Annotated in this window: 13 protein-coding genes; 5 read left to right on the top strand and 8 right to left on the bottom strand. The window is 39.2% G+C overall.

The window, feature by feature from the left end; translation table 11 throughout:
* From EA341_RS15470 to EA341_RS15450, 5 genes are all read right to left on the bottom strand, one after another.
* Positions 1-501, bottom strand: coding sequence for a UpxY family transcription antiterminator (locus tag EA341_RS15470; RefSeq protein WP_293016069.1), 501 nt, complete (start codon positions 499-501; stop codon positions 1-3).
* A 156-nt stretch (positions 502-657) separates the two neighbouring features.
* A complete protein-coding gene (locus EA341_RS15465) occupies positions 658-4065 on the bottom strand; it encodes an efflux RND transporter permease subunit (RefSeq protein ID WP_293016068.1) in 3408 nt (1135 codons plus the stop codon).
* A gap of 2 nt (positions 4066-4067) precedes the next feature.
* Positions 4068-5195, bottom strand: a complete 1128-nt coding sequence (locus EA341_RS15460; RefSeq protein WP_293016067.1) for an efflux RND transporter periplasmic adaptor subunit — start codon at positions 5193-5195, stop codon at positions 4068-4070.
* Between the two features lie 30 nt (positions 5196-5225).
* Entirely contained in the window at positions 5226-6584 is a 1359-nt protein-coding gene (locus tag EA341_RS15455) for a TolC family protein (protein WP_293016066.1), read from the bottom strand.
* The gene (locus EA341_RS15450) at positions 6568-7191 is read right to left on the bottom strand and encodes a TetR/AcrR family transcriptional regulator (protein ID WP_293016065.1); all 624 of its coding nucleotides are present in this window, start codon (positions 7189-7191) and stop codon (positions 6568-6570) included. Before EA341_RS15450 ends, EA341_RS15455 begins: the two co-directional genes overlap by 17 nt.
* Positions 7192-7542: 351 nt before the next feature.
* Between EA341_RS15450 and EA341_RS15445 the strand changes: the two genes are divergently transcribed.
* Positions 7543-8358: an alpha/beta fold hydrolase gene (locus EA341_RS15445; protein ID WP_293016064.1), complete on the top strand. Its 816-nt coding sequence runs from the start codon at positions 7543-7545 to the stop codon at positions 8356-8358.
* Between the two features lie 42 nt (positions 8359-8400).
* Positions 8401-8943, top strand: a complete 543-nt coding sequence (locus EA341_RS15440; RefSeq protein WP_293016063.1) for an SRPBCC family protein — start codon at positions 8401-8403, stop codon at positions 8941-8943.
* Between the two features lie 152 nt (positions 8944-9095).
* Here EA341_RS15440 and EA341_RS15435 read toward each other — a convergent pair whose 3' ends face one another.
* Together EA341_RS15435 and EA341_RS15430 are read right to left on the bottom strand one after the other, a co-directional pair.
* Complete coding sequence (locus EA341_RS15435) at positions 9096-10439, bottom strand: S41 family peptidase (protein WP_293016062.1); 1344 nt, start codon at positions 10437-10439, stop codon at positions 9096-9098.
* A gap of 52 nt (positions 10440-10491) precedes the next feature.
* Positions 10492-10881: a Dabb family protein gene (locus tag EA341_RS15430; RefSeq protein WP_293016061.1), complete on the bottom strand. Its 390-nt coding sequence runs from the start codon at positions 10879-10881 to the stop codon at positions 10492-10494.
* Between the two features lie 71 nt (positions 10882-10952).
* Between EA341_RS15430 and EA341_RS15425 the strand changes: the two genes are divergently transcribed.
* From EA341_RS15425 to EA341_RS15415, 3 genes are read left to right on the top strand one after another with little or no spacing between them, the layout of a single operon-like run.
* Positions 10953-11939 carry an aldo/keto reductase gene (locus EA341_RS15425; RefSeq protein ID WP_293016070.1) on the top strand — a complete coding sequence of 329 codons (987 nt, stop codon included), beginning with the start codon at positions 10953-10955 and terminating at the stop codon, positions 11937-11939.
* Positions 11940-11977: 38 nt separating this feature from the next.
* Positions 11978-13270, top strand: a complete 1293-nt coding sequence (locus EA341_RS15420; RefSeq protein WP_293016060.1) for a glycosyltransferase family 4 protein — start codon at positions 11978-11980, stop codon at positions 13268-13270.
* Complete coding sequence (locus tag EA341_RS15415) at positions 13267-14382, top strand: DegT/DnrJ/EryC1/StrS aminotransferase family protein (protein WP_293016059.1); 1116 nt, start codon at positions 13267-13269, stop codon at positions 14380-14382. The genes EA341_RS15420 and EA341_RS15415 overlap by 4 nt, the downstream gene beginning before the upstream one ends.
* Here EA341_RS15415 and metF read toward each other — a convergent pair.
* Positions 14355-15308: a methylenetetrahydrofolate reductase [NAD(P)H] gene (metF, locus tag EA341_RS15410; RefSeq protein WP_293016058.1), complete on the bottom strand. Its 954-nt coding sequence runs from the start codon at positions 15306-15308 to the stop codon at positions 14355-14357. The two genes, EA341_RS15415 and metF, sit on opposite strands and share 28 nt — an antisense overlap.
* Positions 15309-15310 lie beyond the last annotated feature (2 nt).

The following is a 15310-nucleotide window of genomic DNA, read 5'->3' as shown; positions in this document are numbered from 1 at the left end:
CTACCCTATCACCTCCAAATACTTCCTTGGAATATTAACCATCACATTTTGATGGATTCCAGGAACACGGATAATAAAATAATCCTTGTTACCCTTGTTGACACATTCACCTTCCATACCTTGAAGTGGCCCTCCCAGGATTTTTACAACTTCTCCTTTTTCAATTTCAGAATTGTCAGTTTCAACTGCTACGCCAGTTTCCAGGATTCTTTGGATAGTATCAATTTCAGTCTGTCGAACAGTTGCATGTTCACCGGCAAAATGTACAAACTTGACAGCTCCCGGAACCTGTAATGCTTCCCAAAGATTGGCTTTTGTTGTTTTCACAAATACATATCCATTGAACAAGGCTTTCTGAACTTTCTTTTTCCTATCTGACCATTGTCTTAATTCTTCCACCATAGGTAAAAACACATCCAATCCCTTTTCCCTCAGTCTTTGGGCCACTTTCTTTTCAGCCCTTGAGGTAGTGTACATGACAAACCACTGCAATTCACTCATACTCAAAAATTAAATTTAGATTCAAAAATACAAAATTTCAGTAGCTCTCTTGGACAAAGAACCTGATTTTTGAGAAGCTGAAAAAAATAAAAAACCCTTGAAGTAGAGCCTCAAGGGTTTATACATTTAAAAACCACCAACCTTTATTTAATCATGCTATTTCATTCTACGAATCAACATGTTTAATTTATCTGCCATCAAATACATGACAGGTACAATCACTAACGTAAGGAAAGTAGCAAAGGTTAACCCAAATATTACAGTCCACGCCATCGGGCCCCAAAAATCTGCATTATCCCCTCCTACGTAGAATTGAGGATCAAAAGAAGACAGTAAAGTAGCGAAGTTGATATTCATTCCAATAGCTAAAGGTATCAGTCCCAACACCGTAGTGATGGCTGTCAGCAACACCGGTCTTAACCTCGTTTTTCCTCCAAGTACTATACTGTCCAATAATTCATTATATGGCAAGTATTCATCTTCAGGAGTGTTGAGTTCTTCCCTCCTTCTCTCTCTTACCAAGTTGGTATAATCTATCAATACGATGGCATTATTGACGACCACGCCAGCGAGCGAGATGATCCCAATACCGGTCATAATGACCACAAAATCCATATTGAAAATTACCAAGCCCAAGAATACACCAATGGTACTCAGCACCACAGAGGCCAGAATTATAAATGGAGTCGTTACCGAATTGAATTGTGCCACAATGATCAGGAAAATAACAGAAACCGCAATGAAAAGCGCTCTCATCAAGAATTCTGTGGATTTGGCCTGCTCTTCCTGTTCTCCCGTAAATTTGATGGTAATCCCTTCCATTTCTTCAAAGTCAGCTGCCAAAGCTTTAAGCTGATTATTGATTTCAGTCGGGTTGTATCCATCCGTTACATTGGAGAAAACGGTAATAACTTTATCCAAGTCCTTTCTTTTCACAGAACCGTATGTGGATCCGTATTCCAAGTCTGCAACCGCGGAAATTGGCACTTCTTTCTTATTGCCAAATTTATCCCGGAAGTTGATTTTTTTATTGATCAGTGAAGTCAGGTCATATCGATATTCATCTTTCAGACGAAGTTGAATTGGGTAATCATCCTCTCCATCTTTGAATTTGGATACTTCCAACCCAAATAATGCAGTTCGCAGTTCATTGGCGATAGTAGAGGTAGAAAGACCAAACCTCCTGGCTTTTTCTCTGTCAATATTCAATACCACTTCCGGACTGCCTAACTCCAGATCAGATTTAAGCTCCTCAATACCTGGAATGTTCGCATTGGATAGAAACTCTCTAAACCTATTGGTATATGCGATAAGTTCTTCAAAATTCTCCCCACTGACCTCGATATTTATGGCCTTACCTACTGGAGGTCCAGCGGTCTGTTTGTCGACAGTTACCAAGACTCCAGGATATTTTTCCACCAAATCCCTGATTTCTTCCATCACCCGATTGGTATTGACCCCCTGTCTGAATTGATATTCAACAAAGCTGATGGTTACTTTTGCCTTGTGAGGTGTAGGCGTATTTCCCATACTGGACATTTGATCGCCAGTTCCTTCACCTACCTGCGTAATGATCGCTTCTATGATATTCTCATAAGGTGCCAAAACATCTGTCAACTCATCCTCCATTTGTTTCATAAAATCATTGGTAGCTTCAGTATCCGTACCAATAGGGTTTTCTATAAACACATTGACAAGTGCAGGCTGATTGTCAGGGAAGAATAAGACTTTTGGAGACCTCACACCAAGCAATACCAAGCTTAAAAACAACAGCAATACTGTTCCACCAAAAAACAGGTATGGATGTTTACCTCTTAAGGCAAATTTCAGGGTTTTTTCATAGAAGTTTTCCAAGTTGACCAAAAACACATTCTGAAACCATTTGATCGCTCCTCTTAGTACAAATACATTGAAAATCGTCAATAAAGCAGCAAGTGCAAATAGATTCCCGAAAGTAATGGAGCCTGCCAAGTAGCTGATACCAGACATCACCATTAGCACAATGGCTATCATGATGTTCTTTCTTTTTGGTTTGTCCTTTTCCACATCCTGAACCTTCATAAACAGAGACGTCAACACTGGATTGACCACTAAGGCTACAAAAAGGGAAGAAGATAAAACGATGATCAATGTGATGGGAAGGTATTTCATAAACTCCCCAATGATATCATCCCAAAATGCCAATGGCATAAATGCTGCTAATGTGGTCGCAGTGGATGTAATGATAGGCCAGGCTACTTCACCCACTCCTTCTTTTGCTGCCCTAATAGGTGACTTCCCTTCTTGCATCAAGCGGTAAACATTCTCTACCACCACAATTCCATTATCAACCAACATCCCCAATGCCAAAATCAAAGCAAAGAGCACCATTAGATTTAAAGTAATACCAAGCGCATTCAAGATCAGAAAAGAAATAAACATAGAAAGCGGTATCGCTATCCCTACAAATAGTGCATTCCTAAAGCCTAAGAAAAACATCAAAACCAAAACCACTAAAATAACCCCAAATATGATCGAGTTCTCCAAGTCATTCACCTGAGATCTTGTCGTTTTTGATTGGTCATTGGTAATCGATATCTCCAAATCTTCAGGAAACCTGTTGATCTTGGCCTTATCGATAATATCTTTGATTTTATCCGCAGCATCCAAAAGGTTTTCTCCACTCCTCTTAACGACATTGACCGTTACTACAGGAAGCTTATTGCTCCTGGCATAACTGGTCCTTTCCTTATAGGTATCTGAAACTTCCGCTACATCTGCGAGATAAACAATCTTGTTTTCTTCAGTTTTGATAATAATATCTTTGATTTCATCAGGATGTGTAAATTCTCCTGTAATCCTCAAAGAACGTCTAAACTCTCCTGCTAGAATATTCCCTCCTGATATGGTGACATTTTCTTGGGAAATTGCATCAGAAATATCGCTGAATGCCACGCCCAATGCTTCCATCTTGTAAATGTCCGCGTCGATCCGTATTTCTCTTTCTACTGTTCCCCTTAGCTCAGCCTTGGAAACTTCAGGAAGCTTCTCTATTTCATCCTCCAGGAATTCTCCAAATTTCTTCAATTCCTGCTCGGAATAATTACCTGAAATATTCACATTCATGATAGGGAAATCCGAGGTATTGATTTCCAATACGTCAGGATCTCTGTCTAAGTCAGTGGGCAATTCACTCTTTGACTTATCTACAGCATCTTTTACATCCTGTAAAGCCTTGGTAATCTCCACTCCAGGGTTGAATTCAATAACAACAGAAGAAAAATCCTGTACAGATGTGGACTTGATATCTTTAATGTTATTAATTGATTTCAGTTCCTTTTCTATAGGCCTGGTAATCAAATTCTCCATATCCACAGGAGAATTGCCCGGGTATGAAGTCCCTACATATACTGTAGGTATGACGATTTCAGGAAAACTTTCCTTAGGCATTGTCCTATAGGCCAACATCCCCAAAACAGATATGATCAAGACCAGAATTACAACTGAAGTCTGATTATTAACTGAAAGTGAACTTAGCCCAAACTCCCGGATTATACCTTTATTTTTATCTTCTACCTGGCTCATAATTATTGGGCAATGTTTACATTGAAACCATCTCCTACTTCCCTGAAACCTTTGTCCACCAAAGTTTCGGTTCCATCAAGACCTTCAATTATTTCTGTAATTTCCCTATAGGTCCTTCCCCTTTTGACATACCTCTTACGGCTCTTCCCATCCTCGACGGTAAAGACATAATCCCCTTTGGTATCCTGTAAAATAAGGTAGTTAGGTACTGTTACCGCATTCTCGCTTTCGTAGTCTTTTATTCTCAAAACTGAGATCATATTAGGCTTTACATTCTGCATTCTCGGAAGAAACACTTCTACTTTAAAAGTCCTGTTATTGGGATTGATTATACCTCCTACAGCAGATACCTTGGTTTTAAGGTTTGTATCAATAGAAGGAAAAGTAATTTCTACAGAATCCCCTCTACCTACTACCCCTACATATCTTTCTGACAAGTCAGCTTCGATAAACAAGTCGCTATCCCCAATAAATTGAAATAAAGGAGTTCCTGGCTGAACCAATTCGCCCAAGCGAATAACAACTGATTCCACAGTTCCATTGAAAGGAGCCCTGATAACAGTCCTTGACTCCTGCGTCTTCAGACTAGCAAGATTTTTTTCCAGGGTTTCTTTTCTATTTTTGGCTTCTAAGTACTGCAATTCAGTACCTATTTGTTGGTCCCATAATCTCTCCTGCCGTTCAAATATGGTATTGGCCAATTCAAGTTGCTTCTCCACTTCGTCCATATTTCTCAGGATAGACTCAGAATCAACTCTGGCCAGAACTTGACCTGCTTTTACCTGCATGCCTTCTACCGCTGTGATTTCATTGACTCTCCCGGATACTTCACCGCTGATGTTTACATTTTTTCTGGATAATACAGAGCCGGTCACTTCTACAAAATGATCAAACTGACCTACTTTTGGGTCTAAAGTAGAGACTAAGACTGACTTTCTGTTTTGCCTTCCAAATTCAGGATCCAACTCGGCAATTTCCTTTTCCAAAGCTTCGATTGAAGTCCTCAGAGAGGCCATTTCTTTCTTTTTGGATTCCAGACTTTCTTTTTTTGCTGCGACCTCATCTTTTTGGCCACAGGATACGGCCATCAAAATCACGGCACTCATTAATATTGGAAAATAAGTTTTCATATTCGGTTTGATAATTTCTTAAGTAAAGTGTTATAAAATACCCAATGCTTTTTCTAATTCGACTTTCGCAATCAAGGCATCGTAGAGGGCTGAAAAATAATTGGTTTCTGCTTCTTTCAAGGCAGAATCTGCCTCTACTACTTCAAGATTGGACCCAACACCTTCCTGGTATTTGATCTTGGTCATTTCAAAGACTTCTAGTGCCAGTTCCATATTTTCCTCCTGTACAGCCAATGCTGAAAGACTATTTTGAAGATTTGCCTTAGACTGAAACTTTTCCACTTCAATATTTTGGTCAATGAAAAGGGACTGATTTTCAAGCTGCCTGATCTGCACCCGATTTTGTTGTATCCTAGCACTTTTGGCGAGGCCATCAAAAATAGGAATCGATAAGGACCCACCTATAAAAGCTCCAGTAAACCATCTGTTTGTTTGAAGGATATCTCCTATGCGCTCACTTGCAGCATTTCTTTGGTAGGTAGCAAAAGCGGATATTCTCGGAATATATTGTACCTGATTATTTTTCAGATCTAGCCTAACCAAATCAAGGTTGGTATCTATCTGATCAACTTCGACCCTTCTCTGTCCATCCATTCCCATTAGCTCTTCCACATCAAGGCGGGTATTAAGATCCTCCAATGATTCTGTCAAGTACACTTCCTGATTTCCGGGAAGTCCGATTTGTAATTTAAAAAGCTCGACACTGATCATTGTAGCTGCCAAAACTTTATCCAGTTCTGTTTTAATATTGTTACGTTGAACTTTCACCCTAGAAACATCCAACTTTTCTGCAAATCCTGATTCGTAGAGCTCAGTAGTCTCTCTCAACAATACTTCCAATCTTTCAAGGTTTGCTTCTATCAACTGCCTTCTTTGATCATTAACCAATACTGAATAATATGCTTTTTTAACACCTTCCTTGACGTCAATTTCAGTTTTGAGTCTGTCATATTCAGTTAACATTTTATATGTTTTGGCCGCCTGCAATCCTACAAAATATGACCCGTCAAAAATCATTTGAGTTGCTTGTATTGCAACTGAAGAACTTAGAGGAACCCCAAATCTTAAAGGTAATACATCCAATTCAACACTGGGGTCTGCAAAAGGACCTTCATTCGGAACAAATACTACCGGAATGGCAGCATTATAAGTTAGGTCTACATTAGCATTAATCTGAGGAAGACCTTCAGATCTCCTTTCAACAACTGTGGCTTTTGCAATCAGTGTTTCCAATTGCGCATTTTTTGCATCCACATTATTCTCCAATGCATAGCGAAGGCTTTCTTCCAGTGATAATTCCACTACCTGCTGTGCCTGGGTACTAAAGACTGCAAAAACCGCAAACAGGCATGCTGCGATACCTGATTTCTGTTTAATTGTGGTTTTCATGTTGCTTTGAATTTTTTTGGTTTTGGTATGCTTCTTTTCCTTTCTCTGTAAAAATCCCATAAAGAAAATGCTCAAAGATTTCCAGCTGAAGATCTACAATATTGTATTTGGAGGGTGGAAATTTGATCGGATCAAAACTTAACATCATTTGTTCCAATCTTAAAAGTCCCAAGATCTCTGAGTTGATCTCCGGTCTGAAATACCCCTGCTCTTTGCCTGAATCCAACAGTTCGATGATCTCCTTGAGTACAAAATCCTTTTTAAAATCTTCAAACAATTGCCAACTCTGTGGGAAATACCTTTGGATTTCGTTAAGAATATATGGGTTGATATTTGCAAATCGCTCACGCATGTATTGGGACAATTGTACCAAGTGCTCAATGACCCCTATTTTCTTTTGGGGAAACCTCTCCATGGAACATTTATCACTCTCAATGGCTGCTTGAAAGGTCTCATACACAAGTTGGTTTTTATCCGAAAACTCCTGATAGATGGTCTTTTTGGATACACCTGCCTGTCTGGCTATATCATCCATGGTGACCGATCTCACTCCGAAGCGCATAAATTGCTCCGTCGCAGTTTCAATTATTTTTTCTTTCGTCTCCAAATTAATTTTCGATTAGAACACAAAACTTGAGAAACTTTATGAAAGTTCAAAGTTTCCTAAGTTTTTATTGAAATTTTTTTTCTTATTTTATATACTTACTAAAATGAAATACTGTCCCACTGTTCAGAAATGACCAAAAAGAAATATTATTTGTTCATGATCGAACATAAGGACTAAAAGTTTCTAGAATAAAAGTGCCACAAATAAAAATTCCGGTAGCTTTATAGGCAGAAAACCAAGGCCTGATATGAAATTGAGACACACCTGAAAGTTCCGATCAATATCGCTATCAATGATTCCATTCCAATACCTATGACAGGTAATGACTATTGAAAGAAAAAATACATACATATGAAGTTTTTAGAAACCGCCTTGGGCAAGTTAGCTTATGAAAGACATGGAAAAGGTCCTGATGTGCACTTGTTTTTCCATGGTTTCGGACAAAACCGTAAGATCTATTACCCATTTTTACAAATTCGTAAAGAACACCAAAGCTTCTTACTGATAGACATTTTTTACCATGGGCAAAGCAGCTGGAAGTCAATTTCAAAAAAGCTGACCAAAGAAATCTGGAGAGACGTTCTTTTAAAATTAATGGCTGAAGAATCCTTCAAAGAATTTCACCTCATAGGTTATTCTATGGGTGGAAAGTTCAGCTTAATCACTTATGAACTTTTCCCAAATTACGTTCAATCATTGCTACTCATGGCTCCGGATGGTATCAAAACAGGTTTTTGGTATAATATGGCTACCTTTCCAGGAATCCTGAACAGGATATTTAAACATGTTGTATTCCACCCTGACCGCTTTTTTAAAACCATAGATATATTGCATAGACTGGGGTTCCTACAAAGTAGCTTGGTGAAATTTGTCAAGTTCCAAATGCAAACCCGAACCAAAAGGGCACAGGTCTATTTTACCTGGAATGTTTTTAAACCTATGCAAACGGATTTATCCTACATCATCAAAATGGCACGTATGCACCAACAACCAATTTTTTTGGTCACTGGAACATATGATAAAATGATCACTCCTGACAACCTGGAACGTTTCAGTTCAAAAATCCCCAACCTCAAAAACTTTGAGCTTCAAAGTGGCCATAATACTTTAGTTGAAGATACTTTTGATTTTGTTCAAAAATATGGAAATACAATGCCAATATTTTGATGCTGAATACCTAAATTCACTGATTATCAACCCATAATAACTATGAAATTTCTAAAAATTGCTGGTATCGTGTTGGCTATTATTTTAGTCATTCCATTTATAGCAGCACTTTTTGTTCCGCGTGATTATTCCGTGGTCAAAGAAGTGACAATAGAAAGGCCACACCAGGAGGTCTACGCTTACACCAAAATGTTGAAGAACCAAAACAACTATAGTAAATGGGCGCTGAAGGATCCTGATATGCACAAAGAGTATAGAGGCACTGATGGCGAAGTTGGTTTTGTTTCTTTTTGGAGAAGTGAAAACCCGGATGTGGGTTCAGGTGAGCAAGAAATTATAGCTATTGAAGATGGCAAAAGGATTGATTATGCTTTGCGCTTTTTTGAGCCTTTTGAGGCAAATGACAAAGCATTTATGGAATTTGAAGAAGCCACTAATTTTAGCACCAAAGTTCGTTGGGGTTTTGATGGACACATGGCCTACCCCATGAATGCCATGCTATTGGTAATGGACATGGAAAAAATGATAGGTGACGATTTTGAAAACGGTCTCAGAAACCTTAAGGAGATTCTTGAAAGCAAATAAAAAAAACCAGCAGAAGATATCCTGCTGGTTTTTTTGGTAAAGCTATTGAATTTACGATTTACGAAATACGATTTACGAAGCCTTCCGATTATCACACCCTTTCTATCTATTCAAACCCATCTTGTGTCTTGGGTCTTTTGTCTTATCTCTAATCAAAACATCGGAAACTCTTTTTCCAATCCTTCAAATTGATCTATCATTTCCCATTTTGGTCTGTAATAGGTATTTGCCATCCTTGCAGAAACACCGCCTGAACTAATCATATTTAAAGCTGCAGCAAGTCTTGCTTCTTGTTTATCTCCCCAGTTCCTTGTGAGATCATCACCAACCATGGCGTCTGGCTTGAATCCCTCAAAAAAATCAGCCTCACCACGTGAATTGGCCAATGAAAATGTCACTGGAACCACTTCAACATTGTTTTCTACCAAAGTCCTGCTAAATGAGGACAAAGGAAACTGGCCTACTGGTTTGCCGTAAGTATTATCTCCTACAATTGTTACATCCATGTAAGGTTTAAGACTATTGATAATCAGCTCAGAAGCTGAAGCAGATCCTCTTGCAGTGATAAAAACAATTTTATTGATAGACAAACCACCTTCTTTACGGAAACTTACCGTTCTATTATTCGTGCTTTGCTTTCCATTATATCTGTATACATAAGCTGTCCTGTTGTCTGCACTGGCAGGAATCAGATAGTTCATCACCTGAAGCGCAACGTCCACTGAGCCTCCACCATTATACCTTAGGTCTATGATAAGTTCATCAATGCCTTCCGAAATAAATTTATTAAATGACTCTTCAACCTCTATACTTTTGGTAGGCGTAACATTCGGGCTGGCTCTAAAGCTTTCATACACCCAATATCCAACTTTTTTGTTTTCTACTTCGAAAACATCTTGAAATGCAACTGAATTAGCCGAAAAAGCCTCTTTTGTAATGGTTCTGGTAGTTTCCGTCCCGTCAGGTAACTTGAATTTAAATGTATTGGATATACCGACTTGATTTGGTCCAGTATCAATGCTATATCCACCACTAGAATTCCGGAATTCGCTTATTTGTTTGCCATTGATTTCTAAAATCTGCCATCCCCTCTGCCATCCATCAGCTCCAGCGGGGCCCGTTTTCAGCACAGAAGCAATAAACAATCTTTCATTTTGATCCATTCCCATTCTAAAACCATGGACCCCACTCACCTGACCTGTAAATGCCGCTCTGAAGGCTTCTTGGGTTGTAATGTAAGTCCAACCCTGCCTATCCAAAGGTGTATAACGCAATTGCTCTAGAAAATCCTGATTACTCATTGTTCCTGAGAAGCTAACATCAGTTGGCATTTCCCGATTCCAATAATACCAATCACTCATCACGTCATAAATAGCCTTATGAACTTCGTTCTGAACTTTGGTTGGATCTACATCTTCATCTTCAGGATTACAGGAAATCATTACCAGCATCATGGCCAGCATCAGACTCCAAAGGGACAAGCGGAGATTATTCATTCTTTAATTATTTTTATTTAATCTTATAAACGTATTATGAAGTCCGTTCGGTTCATATTACAAAATCATAAACTTTTACAGTTGACCACTTTGTCGCATTTTTCTCAATAAAGGCAAGGTGCTTGGGGTCAACCTGGTATTCGTTCTGATCCTCAATACTCTTGAAGAACAGCGTACACGCTACCTGATAACTACTGTCTACAACATCTCTTGCCTCAGTAGGAGCCGGCGTACCAATGTAAAATTTATCTACAGATTTACACTTTCCCAATTCAGATGCTTCTTTGATAAAATCCTGCGTATCTACGCCTTCATTCAACCAAAAGTAAACCTGATGTATCATTTTTTGTTTTTTGTTTTCTTGTGCCATAAGTGAAATAGGTAAGGTAGACGCTGCACCTGCAACGGCTAGGGTTTGGATAAATTTTCTTCTCGATTTCATAATACTTTTATTAAGGGCATTAAAGATAAAAATTTAAATTGCTTCCTGAAATTTTAGTAAATAGTATTATGATGAAGTATAGAAAGTTTGGAAAAACTGGTTGGGAAGTATCAGAAGTAGGCTTAGGAACCTGGCAGGTTGGAGGGGGCTGGGGAGGTAAATTTGACCATCAAGCAGCCAATACTATCATCCACTCAGCCATTGACAAGGGAATAAATTTTATAGACACTGCTGATGTATATGATGAAGGCCTTAGCGAGGCTGCTGTGGGAAAAGCGGTCAGAGAAAGATCAGAATACATCTATGTGGCAACCAAATGTGGTAGACAAATCAACCCGCACATCAACGAAGGTTATACAACATTGGCTCTAAGAAAATTTGTTGAAAATTCCCTAAAAAACACGGGATTGGATATCATCGACCTTATTCAGCTTCATTGCCCTCCTACTCCTGTTTTTGAAAGAGATGAAATATTCGGCCTTTTTGAGGACTTAATTCAAGAAGGAAAGATCCGGGCTTTGGGTGTAAGTGTGGAGAAGGTAAATGAAGCAAGAATGGCTATGAATTATGATGTTGTGTCGAGCATTCAGATCATCTTCAACATGTTCCGACAAAAGCCCGCGGAAGAATTATTTATATTGCCTGAGTTAAAAGATTTTGGAATCATCGTTAGGGTTCCATTGGCTAGCGGAATGCTGACAGGAAAACTGAATACCACATCTACCTTTAACATGGAAGATCACCGTCATTTCAACAGAAATGGCGAAGCTTTTGACAAAGGAGAAACCTTTTCAGGTATAGACTATACAAAAGGGTTGAATGCCGTGGAAGAATTAAAAGAAATCTTTCAGGGTGATGAAACCCTGGCTACTTGGGCCATCAAGTGGGTCTTGATGTTCCCATCTGTGAGCACGGTAATTCCGGGAGCTTCCAAAGCGGAACAGGTTTCCAGTAATGTAAATGCAGTGAATTTACCTGATATTACACCTGAAAAAATGGCAAAGGTAAAGGCCGTCTATGACAAGTATTTCAGGTATGAAATCCATCCAAACTGGTAAGGAATTTTAATCCTTATATCACTCAACCACATCTTACATTGTCTAATTTAGCCCACAAGCGCGTACTGATCATCACTTACTACTGGCCTCCATCAGCGGGCTCAGGAGTGCAACGTTGGCTGAAATTTGCCAAATACCTTCCGGAATATGGCTGGGAACCTGTGATTTTCACCCCAGAAAACCCTGATTTTGAACTTCAGGATCCAAGTCTGGAAAAGGAAATCGGGCCTGAAATGGAGGTATTAAAGTTTCCTATATGGGAACCATATGGCATATTCAGGTCTTTGAAAAGGGATAAGAAAAATCAACCCGCTAAAATTCTAGAGCAAAAACAGCATTCCCTAACAGACAAATTAGGACTATGGGCGAGGGCAAACTTACTGATACCTGATCCAAGGATTTTCTGGGTAAAGCCATCTGTCAGTTACCTGCTTGATTTGGTGCAGAAAAACCAATTCCAGTGTATAATTACCACTGGCCCTCCACACAGCATGCACTTGATAGGGCTGAAATTGAAGGAAAAAACCGGTATTCCCTGGATAGCCGACTTTAGGGATCCTTGGAGCAAATGGGAATTTTTGGATACTTTACCAATGACCACCCTTGTCCGAAACAAACACAAAGGACTGGAGGCCAAAGTATTGGATCAAGCCGATGAGGTATTGACCATTTCCCCCACATTCCAAAAGGAATTCATGGAGCTAAAAAATAGAGATATCCGTTTGTTGACCAATGGTTTTGATGAAGCAGATTTTCCTGAGGAATTTTTTAAAAATCAGGAATCCGAAAACAAAACCTTGGAAGTTCTCTACATAGGTATCATAGATGCTATTCGTAATCCCAAGCCTTTTCTGGCATCCATGAAAAAGTCTTTTGGGCATAAAGAACAGGAAGTACAACTTCGATTCGTAGGGAAGGTTTCTGAGGATGTAAAGGAATACATCAATGATGACATTTGGCTATCCAAACACGTAAGCTTCGAAGGCTATGTAAGCCATCAAAAAGTATTCGAATTCTATAAAAATTCGCAATTACTTCTACTCATCCTCACGGACACCAAAAATGCCAAAGGAAATATCCCCGGAAAACTTTTTGAATACATGGCCACAGGAAGACCCATTCTTGCATTGGGAGATCCAGAGGGAGACAGTGCTATAATACTTAAGGAAAGTGGCTCGGGAAAGGTATTCGCCCACGATGATTTGAAGGGGATAAGTAAATATCTCAATGAGTTCCAAAAACCCGTCACTTTCATACAATCTGAAAAAATCACTTCGTATTCAAGAAGAAATCTTACTGCTCAATTGGTACAACTCCTCGACAAGCTATGAACATCCCCTTTCTCGACCTGAAAAGAATCCCAGTTGGAATACAAAATGAGTTGGTAAGGACATTCAGAAGGATGTTAGAAGAGGGTGTTTTTTCTGGGGGAAAGGAGGTTAACCTTTTTGAAAACAACATAGCTTCCTATTTGAATATCCCTGATTTTGTATCTTGTTCGAATGGAACTGATGCCTTGGAAATAGCATTAAGGCTGTTGAATATTGGACCGGGAGATAAAGTGGCTGTACCTGCTTTGACCTGGGTATCTACAGCAGAAGTGGTGAAACTAACAGGAGCTGAATTGGTTTTTGTGGATACCGACCAAGATGGCCTGATTGATTTGGATAAACTCATTGAATTGCCACTTGATCATTTAAAAGCAGTAATTCCAGTCCATCTTTATGGACAAATAGCAGCCATGGAAAAACTGTGTAAATGGTCTAAAGAAAAAGGAATAAAAGTCATTGAAGATGCGGCACAATCCTTCGGTGCCAAGCTTGGCAATAAGGCTTCAGGGGCATGGGGAGATATTGGCTGTTTTAGTTTCTATCCAACCAAAAATCTAGGTGCTTTGGGAGAAGCTGGAGGAATATTCTGCAAAGATGAAGAACTCATGCTAAGAGCTAGACAAATGATCAATCATGGTCAAAGCTACAGGGATAAGCATGAGATTCTTGGGAAAAATGCCAGGATTGACAGCATACAAGCAGCCTTTTTGAATGTGATGTTAAATTATTTTGATCAATGGCAGATCCAAAGAAAGGAATTGGCAAAGATCTATTTGGAAGAATTGTCAGAAATCAAAGCATTGAAATTACCGCTCAATTGCCTGCAATCTCAACATAGTCTTCACCTTTTCACCTTACAGACGCCCTTAAGAGACGAATTAAGAGCTATTCTACTGGAAAATGGAATAGGAACTGCGGTCCATTATCCGCAGATTATTCCTAAAATGAAACCTTACCATGATGGTAAATCTTATCCAAATGCTCAGAAGATCAGTCAACAAACACTATCACTTCCTTTAAATCCATTTTTAACAAAGAAAGAAGTCTTGTATATAAGCAGGTTTATCAGAGAGTTTTTCAAAAATCAAAAAACCTCCTTTGCAATCTTATAAGTCGCATCAGCCTTACTCATGGTATAATAGTGCAATACAGGAGCTCCATTGGCTATCAGTTCTTTACTTTGCTTGATCGCCCATTCTATTCCTACCTGTTTTACATCAGCATTGGTCTTGCACTTGATCAGTTCATCCAATAAGTCATCTGGCAGGTCAAGAAAAAATGTCCTTGGCAACATCGTTATCTGTCCTAAAGTTGTAATTGGTTTCAACCCTGGAATAATCGGGACGTCTATTCCCGCAGCCTTGACTTTCTTGACAAAATCAAAATACTTTTCATTGTCAAAAAACATCTGTGTCACGATATATTCAGCTCCTGCTTCTACTTTTTCTTTGAGAAACTTCAAGTCAAATTTCATGCTTGGTGCTTCAAAGTGTTTTTCGGGATACCCAGCTACACCAACACAAAAATCGGTATGGAAGCTAGTCTCCGTTTCCTCATGAAGGTATTTACCGTGATTCATACCTATGATCTGTTCTACCAAAGTTGTGGTATATTCATGCCCATTGGGTTCAGGAACAAATTTCCCCTCATTCTTAGGGGCATCTCCACGCAAAGCAAGTACGTTCTGCACACCTATAAAATTTAGGTCTATAAGTGCATTTTCTGTTTCTTCTTTAGTAAACCCGCCACATAATAAATGGGGTACTGCTTCTACCTGAAATCTATTCATCAAAGCTGCACAGATACCCACTGTGCCCGGACGCTTTTTGGTGCTGACTTTTTCCAAAAGTCCATTGGGATGTTTCTTGTAAATAAACTCTTCCCTGTGATAGGTCACATCTACAAAAGGCGGCTTAAACTCCATCAAAGGTTCAATTCCTACCAAAAGATCATTGAGGCTCTGCCCTTTGAGCGGAGGAAGGATTTCGAAAGAAAACAAAGGCTTTTCCGCCTGATTGATATATTCTGTGATTTTCATGG

The organism is Mongoliibacter sp. (assembly GCF_007692705.1).
Classification (GTDB): Bacteria; Bacteroidota; Bacteroidia; order Cytophagales; family Cyclobacteriaceae; genus Mongoliibacter.
Note: the sequence above shows the minus strand (reverse complement) of the source record. Positions and strands in the feature narration are given on the sequence as shown.

Coding starts and splice junctions, on each gene's coding strand:
- EA341_RS15470 (WP_293016069.1), bottom strand. CDS start 501: ATGAGTGAATTGCAGTGGTTTGTCATGTACACTACCTCAAGGGCTGAA.
- EA341_RS15465 (WP_293016068.1), bottom strand. CDS start 4,065: ATGAGCCAGGTAGAAGATAAAAATAAAGGTATAATCCGGGAGTTTGGG.
- EA341_RS15460 (WP_293016067.1), bottom strand. CDS start 5,195: ATGAAAACTTATTTTCCAATATTAATGAGTGCCGTGATTTTGATGGCC.
- EA341_RS15455 (WP_293016066.1), bottom strand. CDS start 6,584: ATGAAAACCACAATTAAACAGAAATCAGGTATCGCAGCATGCCTGTTT.
- EA341_RS15445 (WP_293016064.1), top strand. CDS start 7,543: ATGAAGTTTTTAGAAACCGCCTTGGGCAAGTTAGCTTATGAAAGACAT.
- EA341_RS15440 (WP_293016063.1), top strand. CDS start 8,401: ATGAAATTTCTAAAAATTGCTGGTATCGTGTTGGCTATTATTTTAGTC.
- EA341_RS15435 (WP_293016062.1), bottom strand. CDS start 10,439: ATGAATAATCTCCGCTTGTCCCTTTGGAGTCTGATGCTGGCCATGATG.
- EA341_RS15430 (WP_293016061.1), bottom strand. CDS start 10,881: ATGAAATCGAGAAGAAAATTTATCCAAACCCTAGCCGTTGCAGGTGCA.
- EA341_RS15425 (WP_293016070.1), top strand. CDS start 10,953: ATGAAGTATAGAAAGTTTGGAAAAACTGGTTGGGAAGTATCAGAAGTA.
- EA341_RS15415 (WP_293016059.1), top strand. CDS start 13,267: ATGAACATCCCCTTTCTCGACCTGAAAAGAATCCCAGTTGGAATACAA.
- metF (WP_293016058.1), bottom strand. CDS start 15,308: ATGAAAATCACAGAATATATCAATCAGGCGGAAAAGCCTTTGTTTTCT.